The following is a 20,299-nucleotide window of genomic DNA, read 5'->3' as shown; positions in this document are numbered from 1 at the left end:
AACTTTGGTGGGATGTCAGGAGTCTGACGGGACAAGGGAACAAGCAACAGAACACGGGGGTGTTCGAACCTTGACCGAGATCATCGAGAGGGTCGCCGAGAGCGACGCGAAGGAGTCCGCAGCGGCTCCGGCCGAACTGACGCCGTATGCCGCACGGTTACCCGTCCCGCCCGTCCTGCGGCCCGCCTCCGGCGATGTGCTGCGCGAGACGGAGATCGCCCTGCGCCCGACCTGGGTGCGACTGCACCCGCAACTGCCGCCGACCCTGATGTGGGGATACGACGGACAGGTGCCGGGCCCGACCATCGAGGTGCGGCGCGGACAGCGCGTCCGCGTCGCCTGGACCAACCGCATCCCGAAGGGCAGCGAATACCCGGTCACCTCCGTCGAGGTGCCGGTCCGCCCGCAGGGCACCCCGCCCGCCACCACCGAGCCCGGCCGGGAGGACGTCGAGCCCAACAAGGACGTGGCCGCCCTGCCCGCCTGGTCGGTGACCCACCTGCACGGCGCCCAGACGGGCGGCGGCAACGACGGCTGGGCCGACAACGCCGTCGGATTCGGCGACGCCCAGCTCTCCGAGTACCCGAACGACCACCAGGCGGTGCAGTGGTGGTACCACGACCACGCCATGAACATCACCCGGTGGAACGTGATGACGGGCCTGTACGGCACCTACCTCGTCCGTGACGACGAGGAGGACGCCCTCCATCTCCCCTGCGGGGAGCGGGAGATACCGCTGCTGCTCGCCGACCGCAACCTCGACACCGACGAGGACGGCCGCCTCAACGGCCGGCTGCTGCACAAGACGATCGTCGTGAACCCGGCGCACCCGGAGACGGGCAAGCCGGTGACGCTGCCGTTCACCGGCCCGTACACCACGGTCAACGGCCGCATCTGGCCGTACGCCGACGTGGAGGACGGCTGGTACCGCTTCCGACTGGTCAACGCGTCGAACGCGCGCATCTACGACCTCGTCCTCGTCGACGAGGACGACAACCCGGTCCCGGGCGTCGTCCATCAGATCGGCAGCGACGGCGGGCTGTTGCCGCGCCCGGTGCCGGTCGACTTCGACGCCGCGCTGCCCACGCTGACCGCCGCCCCGGCCGAGCGCTTCGACCTGCTCGTCGACTTCCGGGGCTTCGCGGGCCGCAAGCTCCGGCTGGTCAACAAGGGCCGCAACCAGCCGCCGGGCGTGCCCGATCCGGCGGGTGACGTGCGCTACCCGGCGGTCCTGGAGTTCCGCGTCCGCGAGGCCTGCGAGGCCGACGCCTTCGAACTGCCCGAGGTGCTCTCCGGTTCCTTCCGCCGGCTCACGCATGACGTGGGGCACGGCCATCGGCTGATCGTGCTCACCCCGCCCGCCACCGTGGGGGCCGGGGGACACCCGGAGATCTGGGAGATGACCGAGGTCGAGGACCCGAGCGGCATCCAGTTCCCCGCCGACGGCGTCATCCAGATCACCGGCCCGGACGGCACCACCAAGACGTACCGGCGCACGGCACGGACGTTCAACGACGGTCTCGGCTTCACCATCGCCGAGGGCAGCCACGAACAGTGGAGCTTCCTCAACCTCGCGCCGATCCCGCACCCGATGCACATCCACCTCGCCGACTTCCAGGCGCTGGGGCGTGACCCGTACGTGGTGACGGGCTTCGATGCGGCGGTGGGCGGCACCCGGACACCGATCACGTACGACCCGACGACCACGATCCCGCTGGCGCCCAACGAACTCGGCTACAAGGACGTCTACCGGGTTCCGGGCGGCCAGATACTGCGCATCATGGGCAGGTTCGACGGGGCGTACGGCCGGTTCATGTACCACTGCCACTTCCTCGAGCACGAGGACATGGGCATGATGCGGCCCTTCGTCGTCATGCCTCCGGAGGCGCTGAAGTTCGACCACGGCGCCGGACACGGCGGCCATGGAGAGGGGCACACGGGCTGACGTGCTCCGGCGCGGGGGCGCCTCACACGGGCTGCCCCTGAGCCTGCGCCGCGTGGGCCACCGCGGCTCGCGCCAGCGCCCGCACGATCGGGTGCGGGCGCGAGCCGTCGCCGGACAGCTCCGGCTGGAACAGCGAGGCCAGGAAGAAGGGATGGCCCGGGAGTTCGGCGATCCGGACATGGCCGTCCTCGTCGTGGCCGGAGAAGCGCATGCCGTGCGCGCGCAGGGTGTCGAGGTGTCGCGTGGGGCCGTACGCGCAGAAGTACCGCTCCACCGTGCGCTCCGAGCCGATCACCGACTCGGCGAGCGAGCCCGGCTCGATGCTCACCACGGCCTCGTGGCCGACGAGTGAACAGGCCAGCGGTTCGATGAGCAGGTCGTCGGCGGCGGGGTCGTTTTCGGCGTGCGCCACCCGCGTCAGCCCGCAGACGTCACGGGCGTACTCGAGCAGCGCGTGCTGGAACCCGCCGCACGTGCCGAGGAACGGAATGCCCTCCACGCGCGCGGTGCGGATCGCGGCGAGCGCGCCGGCCTCGCTGCGGTACGGACTGCCCGGCACCACCCACACCGCGTCGAACCCGCGGACGGCGTCCTCGTCCCCGGCCTCCTCGGACGGGATCCAGTAGGCGTCCAGGACGAGCCGGTCGCGTTCGGCGAGGGCGTCGAACAGGACGGGGATACGGGTGTGCGAGACGACGTTGGGGGAGCGGTCGCCGACCAGGGCGATACGGGCGGTCCGGGCTGCGGTGTTCGTCATGGCCTCATCCTGGGCGCGGCTGCCGGATCGCGTCCAACGATGATTTCTGCACCCTCGATAAGCGCTGCTGATGAGGTGGGATCCTGGCGGGCATGGACCCGCACCTTCTCCGCACCTACGTCACCGTCGCCCGCCTAGCCTCCTTCTCCGAGGCCGCGCGCGAGCTGGGCTACACCCAGTCCGCGGTGTCCCAGCACATCGCGGCGCTCGAACAGGACCTGGGCGCACCGCTGTTGACCCGCCGTCCCGTCGCGCCCACGGCGGCCGGCGAGCGGCTCCTCGAACACGCGGGACCGCTGCTGCTGCGCCTGGACGCGGCCCGCGCGGACGTCGTACGGATGGCGGCCGCGCCCGAGCACGGGCTGACGCTCGCGGCCGCACCGACGGCGCTCGGGCCCCGTGTCCTCGCCGCGCTCCCGGCCGCGGGCGTGACCCTGCGGGTGGCGGCCCGCGACGAGATCCCCGCGGCCGTCGCCACCGGCACGGCGGACCTGGGCCTGGTCGACGGCCTGGCCGCGCCGAGCGACCCGCTGCGGCTGACCGACATCGCGCCGCTGACCACGCACGGGGTGGGGGAGGAATCCGTGTGCGTCCTGCTGCCCGACACGCATCCGCTGGCCCGGCGTGCCGGACTGCGCCTCGGCGACCTCGCCGACGCCCGCTGGCTGGACGCCCCGGACACGGCTCTGCCGCTGACCCAGCTCCGCGCCGCGAACGGCGGCCGCGGCTTCCGTCCCTCCCTGCGCTACGAGGGCACCGACGTGCGGGTCCTGACCGCACTGGCCGCCGCGGGACACGGCCTGACCCTGCTGCCCCGCCCGGCGGCCACCGGAGTGCCGGGCGCGGTCGCCGTACCCGTCACGGAACCGCGGGTCGTGCACCGGACGGAACTGGTCCACGGGGGTGCGCCGCGGGGAGCGGCGGCACGGGTCGTCGACCTGCTGGTTCCTGCCGCTTCCCGCTCTTGACCACCAGTCAGTCTCACTCGTTCGTGGCTCGTCGCGCGCCGACGCACCGGGTAGAGCACCAGCTGGTGGTGATCGAGCCGGAGGCGATCCATGGAACAGACTGCGTTGCGTCCCAAGCCGATGCCCGGTCAGGAGTCCGGCGGCGGCAAGAAGTCGGGCCCCGCCCGGCGCCCCCATGCCGCGCGGCGGCGTGGCCGACGGCTGACCACCCTGTTGTTCGGCCTGTTCGCCGGAACCGTCCTGGTGCTGTCGGGGGTCGGACTCGGGACGGTGGGCGCCACGGTGATCGGCATGAGCAAACTGGCCGATCTGCAACGACAGGCAGGGCAGCAGGCGCCCGGACCGCAGCAGTCGCCCGGACCACAGCAGGCGCCCGGACCGCACCCGGCGACCTCGTCCGCCTCTGCGCGCCCGAGTCCCTCGGAGGAGGCGCCGGCATCCTCGTCACCCGCGCCCGCCGCCGCGACCCTCGGCCTGGAGGCCGTGGACGCCGAGAAGTCGGGGGCGATGGTCGTCGGCGTCCATGTCCCCGGCCCGGGATACACGGCGGGCCTGGTCCGGGGCGACGTACTGCTCATGTTCGGCCGGACCCGTGTCGACTCGGCGGACGACCTCGCGCGAGCCGTGGCCGACGCCCGCCCCGGCAAGGAGATCAAGGTGACGGTCCGTCACCAGAGCGGCGGCTACCAGCAGTTGACGGTCGTCCCGGGCGTCGTCACATGACCACCCGGAAGTGACTGGTGAGCCGCCCCTCGTCGTCCAGGACGTGAAAGGCCAGCCCGACGGGCGCGTCCCGGTCGGCGACCTGCTCGCCCTCCCACGGCAACCGCAGCGTCCACGTAACCCCCGGCCCGACGACCAACGGGCGCCCGGCGAACGCCGTCGCGGCGGGCGTGTGCGCGTGACCGGTGATCAGCCCGGCGATCTCCGGCCGACGTCCCAGCAGGGCGGCCAGCCGGTCGGGCCGGTCCAACCGGTAGGAATCGGGCAGGGGATGGTGCAGTGCCACCGGCGGGTGATGAAAGGCCAGCAGAGTCGGAAGGCTCCCGTCCAACTCGTCGAGTGTCGCCTCGATCCAGTCGTACGTCTCCTCGTCCAGGGCTCCGTCGTCGCTCCCGGGGATGCTGGAGTCGCACATCAGCACGGCTCCGTCGTCGAAGACCTGGACGCTGTTGACCGGCCCGTCGGCCGCCGGGTGGCCCAGCAGGGCCTTGCGGTACGGGGCGCGGCTGTCGTGGTTGCCCGGGCAGGTGAGTACGGGGAACGGCGCGCCGCCGTCGTGCAGTCCCAGGATGCGGGCGGCCTCCTCGTACTCCGTCTCCGTGCCGTGGTCCGCGATGTCCCCGGTCACCAGCAGCGCGTCCACCCGCCCCGGCAGCCCCCACAGCCGGTCGCGCACCCGCTCGGCCCGCTCCGTGGCCCGTGCGCTCCCGTCGAGATGCAGATCGCTGATGTGGGCGAGTACGAGCACGGCCGTACCTCTTCCGTGGATGTCGGTTAATGGCGTATGACGATCTAAGCATTAGTGTTAACGGTTACTCAAGCTGTTCCCATTAATCGAGGTGGGGAAAAGTGCTGGCCGGGCTCCGGCCGTTCGGGCCACGATGAGCCCATGCTGACCACGCTGATCGCCTTCCTGGGCGCCTGCACACTCATCGCCGCCTCACCCGGGCCGAGCACCGTGCTGATCATCAAGCGGTCCCTGCACAGCCGACGCACCGGCTTCCTGACCGTCCTCGGCAACGAGACCGGCGTTTTCCTCTGGGGCGTCGTCGCCGCGTTCGGCCTGACCGCGCTGCTGACGGCCTCCGAGATCGCCTACGACGTGATGCGGATCGTCGGCGCCGTCGTCCTCGTCGGCTTCGGCATCCAGGCGCTGCGGCAGGCCCGCCGCATGAAGGGCGAGGCGGAGGACCGCGATCCGCGGGGCGCCGGGGTGACCGGCTGGGCCGCCTACCGCGGCGGGCTGCTGCTCAACCTCGCCAACCCCAAGGCGGCCGTCTTCGCCATGTCCTTCCTGCCGCAGTTCGTGCCCGAGGGCGCGCCGCACCTGCCGGCCATGGTGGGACTCGCCGCGTTCTGGGCGGTCTACGAGGTCGGCTACTACGGCCTGTACGTGTGGTTCGTCGGCCGGATGAAGGCCGTCCTGTCCCGCGTGGGCGTACGCCGGCGCCTGGAGCAGGTCTCCGGAGGCGTGCTGCTGCTCCTCGGCGTCCGTATGGCGCTGGACAGCTGACGATCCGCCGACGGCTTCGTCAGGTCCGCCCGAAAGGCGTGCCGACCGGCTCGCGCGGCCCTCGCCGTACGGGCAGGATGCTGCCCGTAGACCTTCACCCGCCCAGGGAGGCCCCGGATGACCGGCACCGCGCCCGCGCCCTTCACAGCCGACGACTACGGGGCCCGCATGGAGCGTGCGGCGCGGGCGGCCGCCGAGTCCGGTCTTGCCGGACTCCTGGTGGCCCCGGGACCGGACATGGTGTGGCTCACGGGCTACGCGCCCACCGCGACCACCGAACGGCTCACCCTGCTCGTCCTCGCCCCCGGCCAGGACCCCGTCCTCGTCGTCCCCACGCTGGAGGCCCCGGACGCCGCGAAGGCGGCCGGTGCTTCGGTGCTGAGCCTGCGTGACTGGACCGACGGCAAGGACCCCTACGCCGCCACCGCCGCCCTTCTCGACTCCACCGGACGCTTCGGCATCAGCGACAACGCCTGGGCCATGCACCTGCTGGGCCTGCAGAAGGCGCTGCCCGGCACCTCCTACGCCTCGCTCACCGAGGCCCTGCCGATGCTCCGTGCCGTCAAGGACGCGGCGGAACTGGAGCTGTTGGCGGCCGCGGGTGCGGCCGCGGACGCAACGTTCGAGGAGATCCGGAAGGTTCCCTTCGGCGGCCGCCGGGAGTCCGAGGTCGCCGCCGATCTGGCCGACCTGCTGCGGCGGTTCGGGCACTCCCAGGTCGACTTCACGATCGTCGCCTCCGGCCCGAACGGCGCCAACCCGCACCATGAGGTCGGCGACCGTGTCATGGAGCGCGGCGACATGGTCGTCCTCGACTTCGGCGGTCTCAAGGAGGGCTACGGCTCCGACACCTCCCGCACGGTCCACGTAGGCGAACCCACCGACGAGGAACGCAGGGTGCACGACCTCGTGCGCGAGGCCCAGGAGGCGGGCTTCGAGGCGGTACGGCCCGGCGTGGCCTGCCAGGAGGTCGACCGGGCCGCCCGCGCGGTCATCGCCGACGCCGGGTACGGCGCGTACTTCATCCATCGCACCGGCCACGGCATCGGAGTCACCACGCACGAGCCGCCGTACATGATCGAGGGCGAGCAGCAGCCCCTCGTGCCCGGCATGTGCTTCTCCGTGGAACCCGGCATCTATCTGCCCGGCCGCTTCGGGGTGCGCATCGAGGACATCGTCACGGTCACCGAGGACGGCGGCCGTCGCCTCAACGACACCACCCGCGAGCTGGTCATAGTGGACTGACGCAGAATCAAGGAGCCCGTCCCCACGTCCCCGAGCGACAGCGGCGCGACCATGACCCAGGCACCGACACCCACCGCGGACACCGTCCGCCGACTGGTCCGTTCCCTGCTCAAGGATGCGGGTGACTCCGCGGCCGGCCCCGAGGTCCGGCCGGTCGTCGAGAGTGCCGAGCACTCCACCTGGTGGGTCGGCACCCGCCACGTGCTGCGCCTCGCCCCCGACCGCGAGGCCGCCGCCCGCCGGCGCCGCGAACTGCGCCTGCGAGACCTCGTACGCCCGCACGTCCCCGTAGCGGTGCCGACCAGCGTGGCGCACGGCGAGTGGGCGCCCGGGCTGATCTACACGCTCGACACCAAGGTGGCCGGCGGTTCGGCCGAGGACCACGACGTCTCCGCCGTAGGCGAGGCCGACCTGGCCGGGCTGCTCACGGGCCTGCGCGAGGTGCCGGTACGGCAGGCCGAGACGCTCGGCGTCCCGCGCACCGCCCCGCGCTCCCTGGAGGCCCTGCGCCGGGAGGCCGGACGTGCCGTCGAACTCCTCGGCGCGGCCGACGAGTTCGACCCCCTCCGCCTCCACCAGCTCACCTCGGCGGCCGCGGGCCAGCTCGCCGCCCAGCCCGGCACCGCGGTCCTCGTCCACCACGGCCTCATCGGCGACCACCTCGTGGTCAGCGCCGACGGCCGGGTGCGCGGTGTCCTCGACTGGACCGACGCGGTCGTCGGCGACCCGGCCGAGGACATCGCCGGCCTCGCACGCGCCGTCGGCTCGCCCGCCGCCGTCCGCGCCGCCACCCTCGCCGGCTACAGCGCCCGCCCCTGTCTGCGCGGCCTCTGGCTGGCCCGCTGCGACACCGCCATCGACCTCGCCGCCCGCCTGGAGGGCCGCACCGAGACCCCGCTGCCGCTCCTCAGGGCCCGGCTGCGGCGCGCCTGGGAGGCGATCCTGCTGGAGCGGGTGACGGAGCTACGGGAGGACGAGGCCGACGGCGACGCCCTCTAGTGGGCTGCTCGGCGACGCCTTCAGGCCTGCAGCAGCACCACGCACGACTCCCCGGGCACATGCAGCACCCCGTCCGCGCCCGGCGCCTCCACGGGCTCCCAGGCGGCCAGTACGCGTGCCTCGCGGGGGCCCAGCGGAATGGCCGCCGGAGACTTGGCGAGGTTCACGGCCACCCGGACGTCCCCGCGCCGGAAGGCGAGCCAGCGCTGCTCCCCGTCGTACGCCACCTTGGTGTCCGCGAGGTCCGGATCGGTGAGGTCCGCCTGCTCGTGCCGCAGGGCGATGAGCCGGCGGTACCAGGCCAGCACGCGCGCGTGGGGCTCGCTCTCGGGCTCGGACCAGTCGAGGCAGGAACGGTCACGGGTCGCCGGGTCCTGCGGGTCCGGCACGTCCTCCTCGGCCCAGCCGTGCGCCGCGAACTCCCGCCGCCTGCCCCGCCGTACGGAATCGGCCAGCTCGGGATCGGTGTGGTCGGTGAAGAACTGCCACGGCGTGCCCGCCGCCCACTCCTCGCCCATGAACAGCATCGGCGTGAAGGGCGCCGTCAGCGTGAGTGTGGCCGCGCAGGCCAGCAGCCCGGGGGAGAGCGAGGCCGAAAGCCGGTCCCCCTGGGCGCGGTTGCCGACCTGGTCGTGCGTCTGGCTGTAGCCCAGCAGCCGGTGCGCCGCCACGCGCGTACGGTCCAGCGGGCGCCCGTGATGCCTGCCTCGGAAGCTCGAGTACGTGCCGTCGTGGAAGTAGCCGCCCGTGAGCGTCTTGGCGAGCGACTCGAAGGGAGCGCGCCCGAAGTCGGCGTAGTAGCCCTCGGATTCGCCGGTCAGCAGGGTGCGCAGGGAGTGGTGGAAGTCGTCGTTCCACTGCGCGTGCAGCCCGAGACCGCCCCCCGCGCGGGACGTGATGAGTCGCGGGTCGTTGAGGTCCGACTCCGCGATCAGGAACAGCGGCCGGCCCACCTCGGTGGCGAGGGCGTCGACGGCCGTCGACAGCTCCTCCAGGAAGTGGCACGCGCGCGTGTCCGCCAGCGCGTGCACCGCGTCCAGACGCAGCCCGTCGATCCGGTAGTCCCGAAGCCACGCCAGCGCACTGCCCTGTAGAAACGCGCGCACCTCGTCCGAGCCGGGCGCGTCCAGGTTGACGGCGGACCCCCAGGGCGTGTGGTGCGTGTCCGTGAAGTACGGGCCGAACGCGGGCAGGTAGTTGCCCGACGGGCCCAGATGGTTGTGCACCACGTCCAGGACCACGCCCAGACCCAGTTCATGAGCCCGGTCGACAAAGCGCTTCAGCGCCTCGGGACCGCCGTACGGCTCGTGCACGGCCCACAGCGAGACCCCCTCGTACCCCCAGCCGTGCCGCCCCGGGAAGGGGCACAGCGGCATCAACTCGACGTGTGTGACGCCGAGTTCGACCAGGTGCCCGAGCCGCTCGGCGGCCGCGTCCAGGGTGCCCTCGCGGGTGTACGTGCCCACGTGCAGCTCGTACAGGACCGCGCCCGGCAACGGCCGGCCCGCCCACTCGGCACGCCACGCGTACCGCTCGTGGTCGACGACGGCGCTGAGTCCGTCCGGGCCCTCCGGCTGCCGGCGCGATCGCGGGTCGGGCAGCACGGGGCCGTCGTCCAGCGCGAAGCCGTAGCGCGTGCCGTCCTCGGCCTCCGCGTCCCCCCACCACCATCCCGCGCGTTCAGGATCGCGCTCCAACGCGCGCGTGGCGCCCTCGCAATGGAGCGTCAACCGGTCGGCCTGTGGTGCCCACACCTCGAACTGCACGGACGGTCCCCTTCGTCTGCTCACCGTGATGTAGCCCGTCCATGGTGCGTCAAACGAGATCAATCCGCTTTTGAATCGCGCATGGCGGCCGTTCTCATGTCTTCTGGACACCCGGGGTTCACTGCCCGACAATCACGAACGTGACGTCGTCCTTCGAGTTCAACACGTACCCCGCGCGCTTGTCCGACGCGGAGCGCGACAAGGCGCTGAAGGTGCTCCGTGACGGCGTCGCCATGGGAAGGCTGTCGCACGACACGTTCGTGAGGCGGATGGAGCTGGCGCTCTCCGCCCGCCGCTCGGACGAACTCGCCGCACTCACCGCCGACCTGCCCACGGAGAGCCGCGTCTCCCGCCTGGTGTTCGGCACCGTCGAGGCCGTCTCCGGCTTCACCGTACGGCTGCGCAGGGCCTGGCAGGCCGAACGCCTCCCCAAGCTGCTGCTGCCCCACCCCGGCCACGGCCACCCGCTGCGCATCGGCCGCGACCCCGCGAGCGGGCTCCGGCTCTCGCACGAGACCGTCTCCCGCGTGCACGCCGAACTCAGCCGCCAGGGCGGCATGTGGGTGCTGCGCGACCTCGGCTCCACCAACGGCACGACGGTGAACGGGCGGCGGGTCATCGGTGCGGCCGTCGTCCGCGAGGGCGACCAGGTCGGGTTCGGGCGGATGTTCTTCCGGCTCGCCACCGACTGAGCGGGCGGCTCGCCAAGTGAGCCGAACCTCATCTCTGGCCCGGACTTCACCGGGCGTATCGGTTCAAATCCCTTTGCTTCTCATGGTGTTGACGTACCCGACAAGTCGTGACTGACTGTGCGTACACCATGCACATCAGGTGAACCGACGGCACCACATCGTGGAGGTGTGCCCTGCTGCCCCTCCTCCGCTACCCGACCGTCGACGAGCTGGGCGAGCGGGCTGCCGCGCTAGTCGCCCGCCACCCCAGGGACGCCCGGCTGCGCCGGGTCGGCACCTCCCGCGCGGGCACACCCCTGTGGCTGCTCTCCGTCGGCCACGGCAGCCGCCAGGCCCTCGTCGTCGCGGGCCCGCACGCCAACGAACCCGTGGGCGGCGCCACCGTCCTCAGGCTGGCCGAGCGGGCGCTGGCCGACCCCCGGTTCACCGTGGACGCCGACGCCACCTGGAACCTGCTGCTGTGCCTCGACCCCGACGGTCTGCGCCGCAACGAGGGCTGGCTGCAGGGCCCGTACGCCCTCGGCCGCTACTTCCGGAACTTCTTCCGGCCGGGCTTCCAGGAGCAGCCCGAATGGCTGCCCGACGGCGCGGCCGGCGCCGCACTGCCGGAGACCCGCGCCCTGCTCGACCTCCAGGACGAACTGCGGCCCTTCCTGCAGTGTTCCCTGCACGGCGTCGACGTCGGCGGCGGCTTCGTCGAGCTGACCCACGACCTGCCCGGCCTCGCGCAGCGCGTCGCGCACTCCGCGGCCCGTCTCGGCATACCGCGCGAACTCGGCCCCTACGACACCCTGTACTGGCCGAGCCTCGGGCCCGCCGTCTACCGGATACCGCCGCCGCGGCCCGGCGACCTGGCCGCGGCCATCACCGAGGCCGCCGTCGAGTCCACCTGGTTCCACCCGCACCGGCACGGCACGGTGACCGCCGTCGTAGAGGCGCCCATGTGGGGCGTGGCCGCCGTGGAGGACGGCAGCTCGCCCGCCGACGCGGCCGCCGTCCTGCGCACCGTCAGCCACGCCCTGCGCCGCGACTCGCTGCTCCTGGAGGGGATCCTCGCGCGGATCCGCCCGCACGTCTCGGGCGCCCCGGACGCGGCCCGGCTGCTCGCCCCGGTCGAGGACTATTTACTGGTCGGCCCCGGCCTCGCCGACACCTGGGACCCGGACATCGCCGACGGCGTGCGTCCGCTGCCGCCCCTGAGCACCGCCCACCTGGCCGCCCTGCGGATCGCCGGACGACGGCTGGCCCTGCGCACGGCGGGACTGCTGCACCAGCTCGTGACACACGCCGGCGGCGATCCGGCCGGTGCGCTGCCGGAGCTGGACCGGCTCGTCGACGCGTGGTGCGCCGACTACCGCGACGGCTGCGGGGCGCGCTGGATACCCGTCGCCCGCCAGGTCGAGTACCAGTCGCGGGTGGTGCTCGCCGCGTTCGAACTCGCCTCGCGGCACGCGCCCGCGTGCTCCCGTTCGGGTGAGCCGGGGTGGGGTTCCGAGGCCGCCGTGCCGATGCACCAGGAATGACGTACACCATCACAGCGAAAGCGGTACGGCGAGCAGCGCGCGGCGGTGCGCTGACGGCGGCCGCCCTCCTCCTCGCCGGCGCGGTCCCGGCGACGGCCCAGGAGTCCACCGGCGGCAACTGGCTCTTCGTCACCGTCACCAAGGGCGACGCCCGCTCCAGCGACACCCGCGGCACCCTGCTGCTGTGCGACCCGCCCCAGGGACACGCACAGGCGGCCGAGGCCTGCGCGGAACTCGAGGCGGCCGACGGCGACATCGAGGCGATCGCGCCCAAGGACGTCTACTGCACGATGATCTACGCACCCGTCACCGCCCACGCGCGCGGGGAGTGGCACGGCCGGCCCGTCGACTACACGCAGACCTTCTCCAACGGGTGCGTGATGGGGGCGCGGACCGGGTCGGTCTTCGCGCTGGACAGCTGATGCCCGTGCTGTAGGGCGGGTGCTGCACGCGCGCGTGGCGGCGAGCTCCGAAGGAGCCCTTCAGGCCGCGTAGTCGCGCGCGTGCAGCACCGCCGCGACGACCGTGCGGGACTGGTGCTCGACCTGGTGCTCCAAGGGCACCCAGCGCGCCCGGAAGCGTTCCGCGAAGGCGTGGCTCCAGGTCGAGACGAGGCGTTCGAGACGCGGAGCCGCGCGGTCGTCGGTCTCCCGCAGGACCCGCAGCAGCATGGCCGCCGCCCGCAACGGCAGTCGGCGGGCGAATGCGTCCACGCTGCCGATGTAGGCCCTCGTGTGGTCGGCGGGCGGCGTGTGGATCCAGTCCGCGGCCAGCCCCGGCACCAGCTCCAGGCCCCACGTGGCGGCCCGCAGCAGCGGCCCGTCGATGCCCTCCAGACGCGGCTTCGCGTCGGCGAGCACCCGATCCACCTCCCGGGCGTCCCGCAGCAGCCGGCCCGCCAGCCGGCGCATCGCCGCGGCCGGTGCCGGATGCGGTGCCGGATCGTCCACCAGGTCGCTCGCCCACATCGGCACCTCGACGATCGCGGTCAGACCGCCGTACCGGTGGACGTGGTGCCAGGTGCTGTGCCGTGCGTCGTCCGGCATGCTCGGGTACGCCGCGCCCGCGCCGGGTGCCGGCATCACATGCACCCCGGGGCCGGAGGCGGGCCAGCCCGCCGCGTCCGAGGCGCCGGTCTCCACCGGAATGTGCAGCTCCGCCGCGGACTTGGCGAACGGCTCGGCGAGACCCGGGACGTCCTTCGTCAACTGCACCCAGCTGCCGCCCAGATCGGTGCCGTGCAGGGTGACCTGGAGGTAGGGGCGCAGTTCGTCGATGACGCCGGTCAGGGCGCGCGTCTCGGGCGGCAGCCGGTCGGGCGGGAGCACGGACGGCGCCCACTCCGGCTGCTCCTCACCCGCGGGCCGGAAGAAGCCGAGGTGGTAGTCGAACAGGCTGCGCGGCGACGGGGTGACATGGAGACTTGCCCCGTCGGGGTCCGCGCACAGCAGGAAGTGCCAGGACGTGTCGGACCGCAACTCCCGCTCGTCCAGAACACGTTCGGCGACCGACAGGAGTGTGAGGCTGCCGGTCGGCTCGTTGGCGTGGGCGCCCGCGACGACCAGCACGGCGCGTCGTGCATGTCCCACCGACAGCAGGTGCAGGGGTCTGCCCGCGCGGGAGACACCCACCTGCCGCAGTCTGCAGACGCCCGGCCGGCCGGCGGCCAACGCCCGGACAGAGGAGGTCAGTTCGGTCACTGTGGGGTAGCACAGGTCCGCCAGCAGACTCACCCCCTACGCATCCGCCCGGCTTCGCAATCCTCACTACCCCACGGTCTGGTTGAGGTGTCAAGGACGTCATGGGGGAGGCTCCAGGGGGCGCCCAGATGCATTTACCGGCAGCCGGTAGAGAGATACGTGCCAGCTGGGTTGTTCGCGCCCTCCCGATCGGGGTAGCGGGCTCCGGCGCCCCCCGCCGATGCGGGCCGCGCCCGGTGTTCCGAGACCGACACGCGGGCCAGGCCCGCGTACGGCCGTCTCCGGCCCGGCCGCGAAGAGTGCGCCGCCGCTCGTCACCACGCGCCGGGCGTCCGGCACGGGCCCCGGGAGTGTACGCGGGCGTGAGCCGGTCGCGAGGACGATGCCACGGCGCGCGGCGAAGGCGTGCGCGCCGGTGGTGAGTTGATCGCAGCATGGTCCCCTCGCAGGACCTCACCGGCCCGGACGCAGCTCCAGCAGCGCCACCGGCAGCCGCTCGAAAAGCTCTTCCACGCGCGCGTGCCCCGTGAACTCCCGTTCCGGAGCGAGCACATCGGCCCACACCCCCGGCGGCAGCGGCAGCAGCGTGTCACGCCAGCCGCCCGCCTCCGCCAGCCGCAGCGAAAGCCGGGTCACGGCGGTGAGCACCTCGCCCGAGCGCACGAACGCCGTGCAGTGGGCCGCCGCAGGTCCCGCCGCGGTCAGTGGCGCGTACGTCGCCGCGTCCCCGAAGACGGCCGGCCGTCGCCGGCGAAGCCGCAGTACGGCCGCCGTCAATGCGGCTTTGTCTCCGGCGCCTCCGGGATCCTCCGGCGGGAACCGCACGGGCCGCCGGTTGTCCGGGTCCACGAGCGCCCGGTATTCGCCCTCCGTGCCCTGGTAGACGTCCGGCACCCCGGGCATCGTCAGCTGGACCAGAGCGGTGCCCAGGACGTTCGCCCGGATGTGGGGCTCCAGCCGGCTCCGGAAGGCGGCCACGTGCTCGCCCGGCACCCCGCACGGCCCGGCCCCGACGAACGCGGCCACCGCCTCCTCGTACGCCGGCTCCTGCTCCGTCCAGCTCGTGTACAGGCCGGCCTCCCGCACATGCTTCGACAGGGCCCCCTGAACACGCTCGGCGGCCGCGGGACCGAGCCCGAACACCGTCTGCCAGGCCGCCCACGCCAGCTGCGCGTCGGGCACCCCCTCGCCGGTGCGCGTCACCTCGGCCAGGACGTCCGCCCAGCGCTGCGGGCACTCGGTGAGCACGGCCAGCGCCGCCCGCACGTCGGCACTGCGCTTGGTGTCGTGCGTCGACGCGACGGTCCCGGTCACCGGCCAGTCGCGCTGCACGCGCGCGCAGTACGCGTGGAAGCCCTCGGGGGACACGGCCGGACTCCCCGGGTTCCCGCCCACCTCCGTCGCCGACAGCAGTGGCACATAGCGGTAGAACGCCGTGTCCTCCACGGACTTGGCCCGCAATGCCGACGCGGTCTGCGCGAACCGTGCCTGGAACTCCCCGTGCTCCGGACCGTCACCGACCCGCCCCAGTACCAGATCCCGTACGACGTCGACCGCGCCGGCCTCCTCGGCGACGACGAAGGCGAGCCGGGCCTCGGCCGCGGCCTCCTCCGTGACCACGGCGGCGGCGTCCCCGGACGCGTACGGGCGGTAGACCTCCAGACGGACCAGGAGCTCCTGCAGCGCCGTGCGCAGCGCCCAGGGCGCGCGGTCCCGCACCGCCGGCTCCGGCGACGTGGCGCACACCCGGCTCGCCACCCGGGTCAGCCGGTCCATCTCGGCGGCCAGCTCGTGCGTGAGCACCTTGTACGCCGCCCGCCGCACCGTCGCGGCCCACTCCCCGCCCCGGTCCGTCTGCGGGGCCGCGAACCGCCGGTACTGGCCCAGGAGTTCCCCGAACCCCGCCGGATCCGTGAACAGCCCGTCCATCTGACGCAGGGCGTCGTAGCCGGTGGTCCCCGCCACGGGCCAGGAGGCGGGCAGGTGCTCCCCGTCCGCCAGAATCTTTTCCACGACCGTCCAGCGGCCGCCGGTCGCCTCGTGCAGCTGTCGGAGGTAGGTGTCGGGGTCGGCGAGGCCGTCGGGATGGTCGACGCGCAGCCCCTCGACCACACCCTCGTGCAGCAGCTGGAAGATCTTGGCGTGCGTGGCCTCGAACACCTCCGGGTCCTCGACCCGCACCCCGATGAGCTCCGAGATGCTGAAGAAACGCCGGTAGTTGAGCTCCGTACGGGCCAGTCGCCACCACGCCGGCCGGTACCACTGCGCGTCCAGCAGCTGCGGCAGCGGCAGCTCCTCGGTGCCCTCGCGGAGCGGGAACACATGGTCGTAGTAGCGCAGCACGTCGCCGTCGACCGTCAGGTTGCCGAGCTCCGCGCCCAGCGGGTGTCCGAGCACCGGCAGCAGCACCTGCCCGCCCTGCGCCTCCCAGTCGATGTCGAACCAGCGCGCGTACGGCGACTTGGGGCCCTCGCGCAGCACCTCCCACAGGGCGTGGTTGTGGCGCGGGGCCATCGCCATGTGGTTCGGCACGATGTCCACCACCAGGCCGAGCCCGTGCTCACGCGCGGTCCGCGCCAGCGCCCGCAACCCGTCCTCGCCGCCCAGCTCCTCCCGCACGCGCGCGTGGTCGACGACGTCGTATCCGTGCGCCGAGCCCGGGACGGCTTCCAGGACGGGGGACAGGTGCAGGTGCGAGACGCCGAGCGAGGCCAGATACGGCACGGCTGCCGCCGCGGCCCCGAACGGGAACTCGGGCTGCAGCTGCAGCCGGTACGTGGCCGTCGGCACCGCCGGGTCAGATCGCTCAGGTGTCATGCAAACCTACGTACCCGCCCTGCCGTCATTCGTGTCATCGTCCCCTGCACATGCGCCCGCGCGCGTGGCTAGCTTCGTGCGATGGGAACCACGGGGCGCACGTACCGAGAGGTCATCGGCCTGACCGGACCGCTGCTGCCGGTGGTGTCCTTCCTCGGGCGGCTGCCGACCGCCACCATCCAGTTCGGCAGTCTGCTCCTCGTCGCCCGGACGAGCGGCTCCCTCACCGCCGCGGGGCTGACCGGCGGTGCGCTCGCGATCGGGCAGGTGGCCTGCGGGCCCCTGGTGGGCCGGCTCGCCGACCGGCACGGCCAGCGGACCGTCGTCCTCGTGTTCTCCCTCGTCAACGCCGTCGCGATCGCCGCGCTCGTGGCCGGCGCGCTCGCCGGGCTGCCCACGGTGGTCCTGGCCCTCCTCGGGGCGACGGCAGGCGCGAGCGTGCCGCTGATCGGCCCTCTGGGCCGCACGCGCCTGGTGGCTCTGGCCCGCCGTGCGAAGGCTTCCGACGCGACGGTGGCCACCGCGCTCTCCTTCGAGAGCACGCTGGACGAGATCTCCTTCGTCCTCGGTCCGGCCCTGGTCGGGCTCGCCGCGGTCCTCGCCCATCCGGCGTACGCCCTGGGCGCGGCCGCGATCCTGGTGGCCCTGTGCGGCAGCGGCTTCGCACTGCACCCGACGGCAACGGAGACACGCCCCCGTTCCGTCGCTACGCCGACGCCACGACGAACCGGTCGCGTCCTGACGTCTGCGGCGCGACGCTCCGGTCGCGTCCTGACGTCTGCGGCGCGACGCTCCGGTCGCGTCCTGACGTCTGCGGCGCGACGCTCCGGTCGCGTCCCGACGTCCGCGCCACGACGCTCCGGTCCCGTCCCGACGCCCCGCGCCGTCCACGCCCTCCGTGCCGCCCTGGCACTCCAAGGAGCCATGTTCGGCGCCTGCCAGGCCGGCATCACCGCGCTCACGGAGCGGCTCGGACAGCCGGACCAGGCCGGACTCGTGTACGCGGCGATGGGAGTGATGAGCGCGGCGGCAGGCCTGTCCATGGCCGCCGTACCCGTCGGCATCGGACTGCCGTCACGCTGGAAGGCAGCCACCGCGGCCGCCTTCGGCCTCTCCCTGCCCCTGCTGTGGACGGACAGCCTCCCCGCCCTGTACGCGGTCGTCACCGTCCTCGGCGTCGCCTACGCCCCGCACCTCATCACCGTCTTCGGGCTGACCGAACGTGCGGTGCCGCCCACCCGGCTCGCCGAGGCCATGGCCTTCGCGACGAGCGCGCTCGTCGGCGGCCAGGCCCTCGCGGTCGCCGTCACCGGCCGCCTGGCCGAGTCGTACGGTCCTGTCGCGGCCTTCGGGACGGCGAGCGCGGCGGCCGCACTCGCCTGCGTGATCGCGCTGACGGTGCGCCCGGCCCCGTACACCGGACGCACCGAAAACCTTCTCCACGCGCGCGTGCCCGGCGAAAGGCACACGAACTCGCCCTCCTAGACGGGGCGCTGCAACACCACCAGGCTGCGGTCCACCAGGGTCAGCCGGTCCCCGGCCTGCACCTTGACGCCCGTGCCCGGCGGGACCCCGTCGGAGCGAGCGGTGTCGACCACCACCTGCCACTGCCGTCCGTGGTTGACCGGCACCACGAACTCCAGCGATCTGGGCGAGGCGTTGAACATCAGCAGGAACGAGTCGTCGGCGATCCGCTCCCCGCGCGAGCCGGGCTCGGAGATCGCGTTGCCGTTGAGGAACACCGACAGCGCCGACGCCGGCGCGCGGTCCCAGTCCCGCTGGGTCATCTCCCCGCCCTCGGGGGTGAACCATGCGATGTCCGACAGCTCGTCGTGAGTGCCCTCCACGGGCCGCCCGTGGAAGAAGCGCCGCCTGCGGAAGACCGGATGGTCCTTGCGCAGCCACACCATCGCGCGCGTGAAGTCCAGCATCTCGCTGCCGAGCCCCTCGCCGTCGGGCCACTGCACCCAGGCGAGGTCGCTGTCCTGGCAGTACGCGTTGTTGTTGCCGCGCTGAGTGCGGGCGACCTCGTCGCCGTGGCTGATCATCGGCACGCCCTGGGAGAGCATCAGCGTGGCGATGAGGTTCCGCATCTGCCGGGCGCGCAGCTCCAGCACGGCCGGGTCATCGGTCTCGCCCTCCACACCGCAGTTCCAGGACCGGTTGTGGCTCTCGCCGTCCCGGTTGTCCTCGCCGTTGGCGTCGTTGTGCTTCTCGTTGTACGAGACCATGTCGTGCAGTGTGAACCCGTCGTGGCAGGTCACGAAGTTGATGGACGCCAACGGGCGCCGCCCGTCGTCCTGGTAGAGGTCGGACGAGCCGGTCAGCCGGGACGCGAACTCGGCCAGCGCGCGGGGTTCGGCCCGCCACAGGTCGCGGACGGTGTCGCGGTACATGCCGTTCCACTCGGTCCACAGGGGCGGGAAGTTGCCCACCTGGTAGCCGCCCTCGCCCACGTCCCACGGTTCGGCGATCAGCTTCACCTGGGAGACCACCGGATCCTGCTGCACCAGGTCGAAGAACGACGACAGCCGGTCCACCTCGTGGAACTGCCGGGCCAGGGTGGCCGCGAGGTCGAAGCGGAACCCGTCGACGTGCATCTCGGTGACCCAGTACCGCAGCGAGTCCATGATCAGCTGCAGGACGTGCGGGGACCGCATGAGCAGCGAGTTCCCGGTGCCCGTGGTGTCCATGTAGTAACGGGGGTCGTCCGTCAGGCGGTAGTACTGCGGATTGTCGAGGCCCTTGAAGGACAGGGTCGGGCCCAGATGGTTGCCCTCGGCGGTGTGGTTGTAGACCACGTCCAGGATGACCTCGATACCGGCCTCGTGCAGCGCCCGCACCGCCGACTTGAACTCCAGGACCTGCTGGCCGCGGTCGCCCCAGGAGGCGTACGCGTTGTGCGGGGCGAAGAAACCGATGGTGTTGTAGCCCCAGTAGTTGTTGAGGCCCATGTCCACCAGGCGGTGGTCGTTCACGAACTGGTGGACCGGCATCAACTCCAGTGCCGTGACGCCCAGCTCGGTGAGGTGCTCGATGATCGCCGGGTGCGCGAGGGCGGCGTAGGTGCCGCGCAGTTCCTCGGGCAGGCCCGGATGCCGCATGGTGAGGCCCTTCACATGGGCCTCGTAGATCACCGTGTGGTGGTACTCGGTGCGCGGCCGCCGGTCGTCGCCCCAGTCGAAGTAGGGGTTGACCACGACCGACGACATCATGTGCGGGGCCGAGTCCAGGTCGTTGCGCTTGTCCGGGGAGTCGAAGTGGTAGCCGTACACCTCCTCGCCCCAGCGGATCGAGCCGCTGATCGCGCGCGCGTACGGGTCGAGCAGCAGCTTCGCGGAGTTGCAGCGCATGCCGCGCTCGGGGGTGTACGGGCCGTGCACGCGGAAGCCGTACCGCTGCCCAGGCATGACGCCGGGCAGGTAGGCGTGCCGTACGAACGCGTCGCTCTCCCGCAGTTCCACCGCCGTCTCCGAGCCGTCGTCGTGCAGCAGACACAGCTCTACTCGGTCCGCGGCCTCGGTGAAGACCGCGAAATTGGTGCCGGCGCCGTCGTACGTGGCACCGAGTGGATACGCCTCTCCAGGCCAGACCTGCATGGATACGACTCTTTCAGGTGTCCCGCGCCGCCGTGGGCGCCTTGGTCCTGAG

Annotated in this window: 16 protein-coding genes; 10 read left to right on the top strand and 6 right to left on the bottom strand. The window is 72.6% G+C overall.

What is annotated here, in order from left to right:
• Positions 1-70 precede the first annotated feature (70 nt).
• Entirely contained in the window at positions 71-1,945 is a 1,875-nt protein-coding gene (phsA, locus tag IG08_RS0118035; protein WP_030602947.1) for an O-aminophenol oxidase PhsA, read from the top strand.
• 22 nt (positions 1,946-1,967) lie between these two features.
• Here the strand turns inward: phsA and IG08_RS0118030 are convergent, their stop codons facing one another.
• Complete coding sequence (locus tag IG08_RS0118030) at positions 1,968-2,702, bottom strand: CTP synthase C-terminal region-related (seleno)protein (RefSeq protein WP_030602944.1); 735 nt, start codon at positions 2,700-2,702, stop codon at positions 1,968-1,970.
• A 92-nt stretch (positions 2,703-2,794) separates the two neighbouring features.
• Between IG08_RS0118030 and IG08_RS0118025 the strand changes: the two genes are divergently transcribed.
• Both IG08_RS0118025 and IG08_RS0118020 read left to right on the top strand, forming a co-directional pair.
• Positions 2,795-3,670: a LysR family transcriptional regulator gene (locus tag IG08_RS0118025; protein ID WP_043454552.1), complete on the top strand. Its 876-nt coding sequence runs from the start codon at positions 2,795-2,797 to the stop codon at positions 3,668-3,670.
• Between the two features lie 90 nt (positions 3,671-3,760).
• Positions 3,761-4,393, top strand: coding sequence for a PDZ domain-containing protein (locus IG08_RS0118020; protein WP_030602937.1), 633 nt, complete (start codon positions 3,761-3,763; stop codon positions 4,391-4,393).
• Here the strand turns inward: IG08_RS0118020 and IG08_RS0118015 are convergent.
• The gene (locus tag IG08_RS0118015; protein ID WP_030602935.1) at positions 4,386-5,141 is read right to left on the bottom strand and encodes a phosphodiesterase; all 756 of its coding nucleotides are present in this window, start codon (positions 5,139-5,141) and stop codon (positions 4,386-4,388) included. The two genes, IG08_RS0118020 and IG08_RS0118015, sit on opposite strands and share 8 nt — an antisense overlap.
• Positions 5,142-5,282: 141 nt before the next feature.
• On the opposite strand from IG08_RS0118015, the gene IG08_RS0118010 reads away from it, so the two are divergent.
• From IG08_RS0118010 to IG08_RS0118000, 3 genes are all read left to right on the top strand, one after another.
• On the top strand, positions 5,283-5,906 hold the full coding sequence (locus IG08_RS0118010; RefSeq protein WP_030602933.1) for a LysE family translocator: 624 nt from the start codon (positions 5,283-5,285) through the stop codon (positions 5,904-5,906).
• A 117-nt stretch (positions 5,907-6,023) separates the two neighbouring features.
• Positions 6,024-7,151, top strand: a complete 1,128-nt coding sequence (locus IG08_RS0118005; protein WP_030602930.1) for an aminopeptidase P family protein — start codon at positions 6,024-6,026, stop codon at positions 7,149-7,151.
• A 51-nt stretch (positions 7,152-7,202) separates the two neighbouring features.
• Positions 7,203-8,150, top strand: coding sequence for an aminoglycoside phosphotransferase family protein (locus IG08_RS0118000; protein WP_030602926.1), 948 nt, complete (start codon positions 7,203-7,205; stop codon positions 8,148-8,150).
• Between the two features lie 20 nt (positions 8,151-8,170).
• Here the strand turns inward: IG08_RS0118000 and treZ are convergent, their stop codons facing one another.
• Positions 8,171-9,916 carry a malto-oligosyltrehalose trehalohydrolase gene (treZ, locus tag IG08_RS0117995; RefSeq protein WP_030602923.1) on the bottom strand — a complete coding sequence of 582 codons (1,746 nt, stop codon included), beginning with the start codon at positions 9,914-9,916 and terminating at the stop codon, positions 8,171-8,173.
• A 140-nt stretch (positions 9,917-10,056) separates the two neighbouring features.
• Here treZ and IG08_RS0117990 point away from each other — a divergent pair, with 140 nt between their 5' ends.
• The 3 genes from IG08_RS0117990 to IG08_RS0117980 all read left to right on the top strand — a co-directional run bounded on the left by IG08_RS0117990 (position 10,057) and on the right by IG08_RS0117980 (position 12,553).
• Positions 10,057-10,608: a DUF1707 and FHA domain-containing protein gene (locus IG08_RS0117990; RefSeq protein WP_030602920.1), complete on the top strand. Its 552-nt coding sequence runs from the start codon at positions 10,057-10,059 to the stop codon at positions 10,606-10,608.
• Positions 10,609-10,781: 173 nt separating this feature from the next.
• A complete protein-coding gene (locus IG08_RS0117985; protein ID WP_030602917.1) occupies positions 10,782-12,131 on the top strand; it encodes a M14 family zinc carboxypeptidase in 1,350 nt (449 codons plus the stop codon).
• On the top strand, positions 12,128-12,553 hold the full coding sequence (locus tag IG08_RS0117980; protein ID WP_030602916.1) for an SSI family serine proteinase inhibitor: 426 nt from the start codon (positions 12,128-12,130) through the stop codon (positions 12,551-12,553). The genes IG08_RS0117985 and IG08_RS0117980 overlap by 4 nt, the downstream gene beginning before the upstream one ends.
• Before the next feature lie 60 nt (positions 12,554-12,613).
• Here the strand turns inward: IG08_RS0117980 and IG08_RS0117975 are convergent, their stop codons facing one another.
• Both IG08_RS0117975 and treY read right to left on the bottom strand, forming a co-directional pair.
• The gene (locus IG08_RS0117975) at positions 12,614-13,864 is read right to left on the bottom strand and encodes a M14 family zinc carboxypeptidase (protein ID WP_030602914.1); all 1,251 of its coding nucleotides are present in this window, start codon (positions 13,862-13,864) and stop codon (positions 12,614-12,616) included.
• A gap of 420 nt (positions 13,865-14,284) precedes the next feature.
• Entirely contained in the window at positions 14,285-16,648 is a 2,364-nt protein-coding gene (gene treY, locus IG08_RS0117970) for a malto-oligosyltrehalose synthase (protein ID WP_030602911.1), read from the bottom strand.
• Positions 16,649-16,729: 81 nt separating this feature from the next.
• On the opposite strand from treY, the gene IG08_RS0117965 reads away from it, so the two are divergent.
• Entirely contained in the window at positions 16,730-18,133 is a 1,404-nt protein-coding gene (locus tag IG08_RS0117965; RefSeq protein ID WP_063757779.1) for an MFS transporter, read from the top strand.
• On the opposite strand, the gene glgX is transcribed toward IG08_RS0117965, so the two are convergent.
• Positions 18,130-20,247, bottom strand: a complete 2,118-nt coding sequence (gene glgX, locus IG08_RS0117960) for a glycogen debranching protein GlgX (protein ID WP_030602905.1) — start codon at positions 20,245-20,247, stop codon at positions 18,130-18,132. The genes IG08_RS0117965 and glgX overlap by 4 nt on opposite strands.
• Between the last annotated feature and the right edge of the window lie 52 nt (positions 20,248-20,299).

The sequence above is a fragment of the Streptomyces fulvoviolaceus genome, assembly GCF_000718165.1.
Classification (GTDB): domain Bacteria; phylum Actinomycetota; class Actinomycetes; order Streptomycetales; family Streptomycetaceae; genus Streptomyces; species Streptomyces fulvoviolaceus.
This window is presented reverse-complemented; position numbering and strand designations above follow the sequence as displayed.

What these genes read in the sequence shown, in the direction of transcription:
- IG08_RS0118030 (WP_030602944.1), bottom strand. Translation starts at nt 2,702, where the DNA reads ATGACGAACACCGCAGCCCGGACCGCCCGTATCGCCCTGGTCGGCGAC.
- IG08_RS0118025 (WP_043454552.1), top strand. Translation starts at nt 2,795, where the DNA reads ATGGACCCGCACCTTCTCCGCACCTACGTCACCGTCGCCCGCCTAGCC.
- IG08_RS0118020 (WP_030602937.1), top strand. Translation starts at nt 3,761, where the DNA reads ATGGAACAGACTGCGTTGCGTCCCAAGCCGATGCCCGGTCAGGAGTCC.
- IG08_RS0118010 (WP_030602933.1), top strand. Translation starts at nt 5,283, where the DNA reads ATGCTGACCACGCTGATCGCCTTCCTGGGCGCCTGCACACTCATCGCC.
- IG08_RS0118005 (WP_030602930.1), top strand. Translation starts at nt 6,024, where the DNA reads ATGACCGGCACCGCGCCCGCGCCCTTCACAGCCGACGACTACGGGGCC.
- IG08_RS0118000 (WP_030602926.1), top strand. Translation starts at nt 7,203, where the DNA reads ATGACCCAGGCACCGACACCCACCGCGGACACCGTCCGCCGACTGGTC.
- IG08_RS0117980 (WP_030602916.1), top strand. Translation starts at nt 12,128, where the DNA reads ATGACGTACACCATCACAGCGAAAGCGGTACGGCGAGCAGCGCGCGGC.
- treY (WP_030602911.1), bottom strand. Translation starts at nt 16,648, where the DNA reads ATGACACCTGAGCGATCTGACCCGGCGGTGCCGACGGCCACGTACCGG.
- IG08_RS0117965 (WP_063757779.1), top strand. Translation starts at nt 16,730, where the DNA reads ATGGGAACCACGGGGCGCACGTACCGAGAGGTCATCGGCCTGACCGGA.
- glgX (WP_030602905.1), bottom strand. Translation starts at nt 20,247, where the DNA reads ATGCAGGTCTGGCCTGGAGAGGCGTATCCACTCGGTGCCACGTACGAC.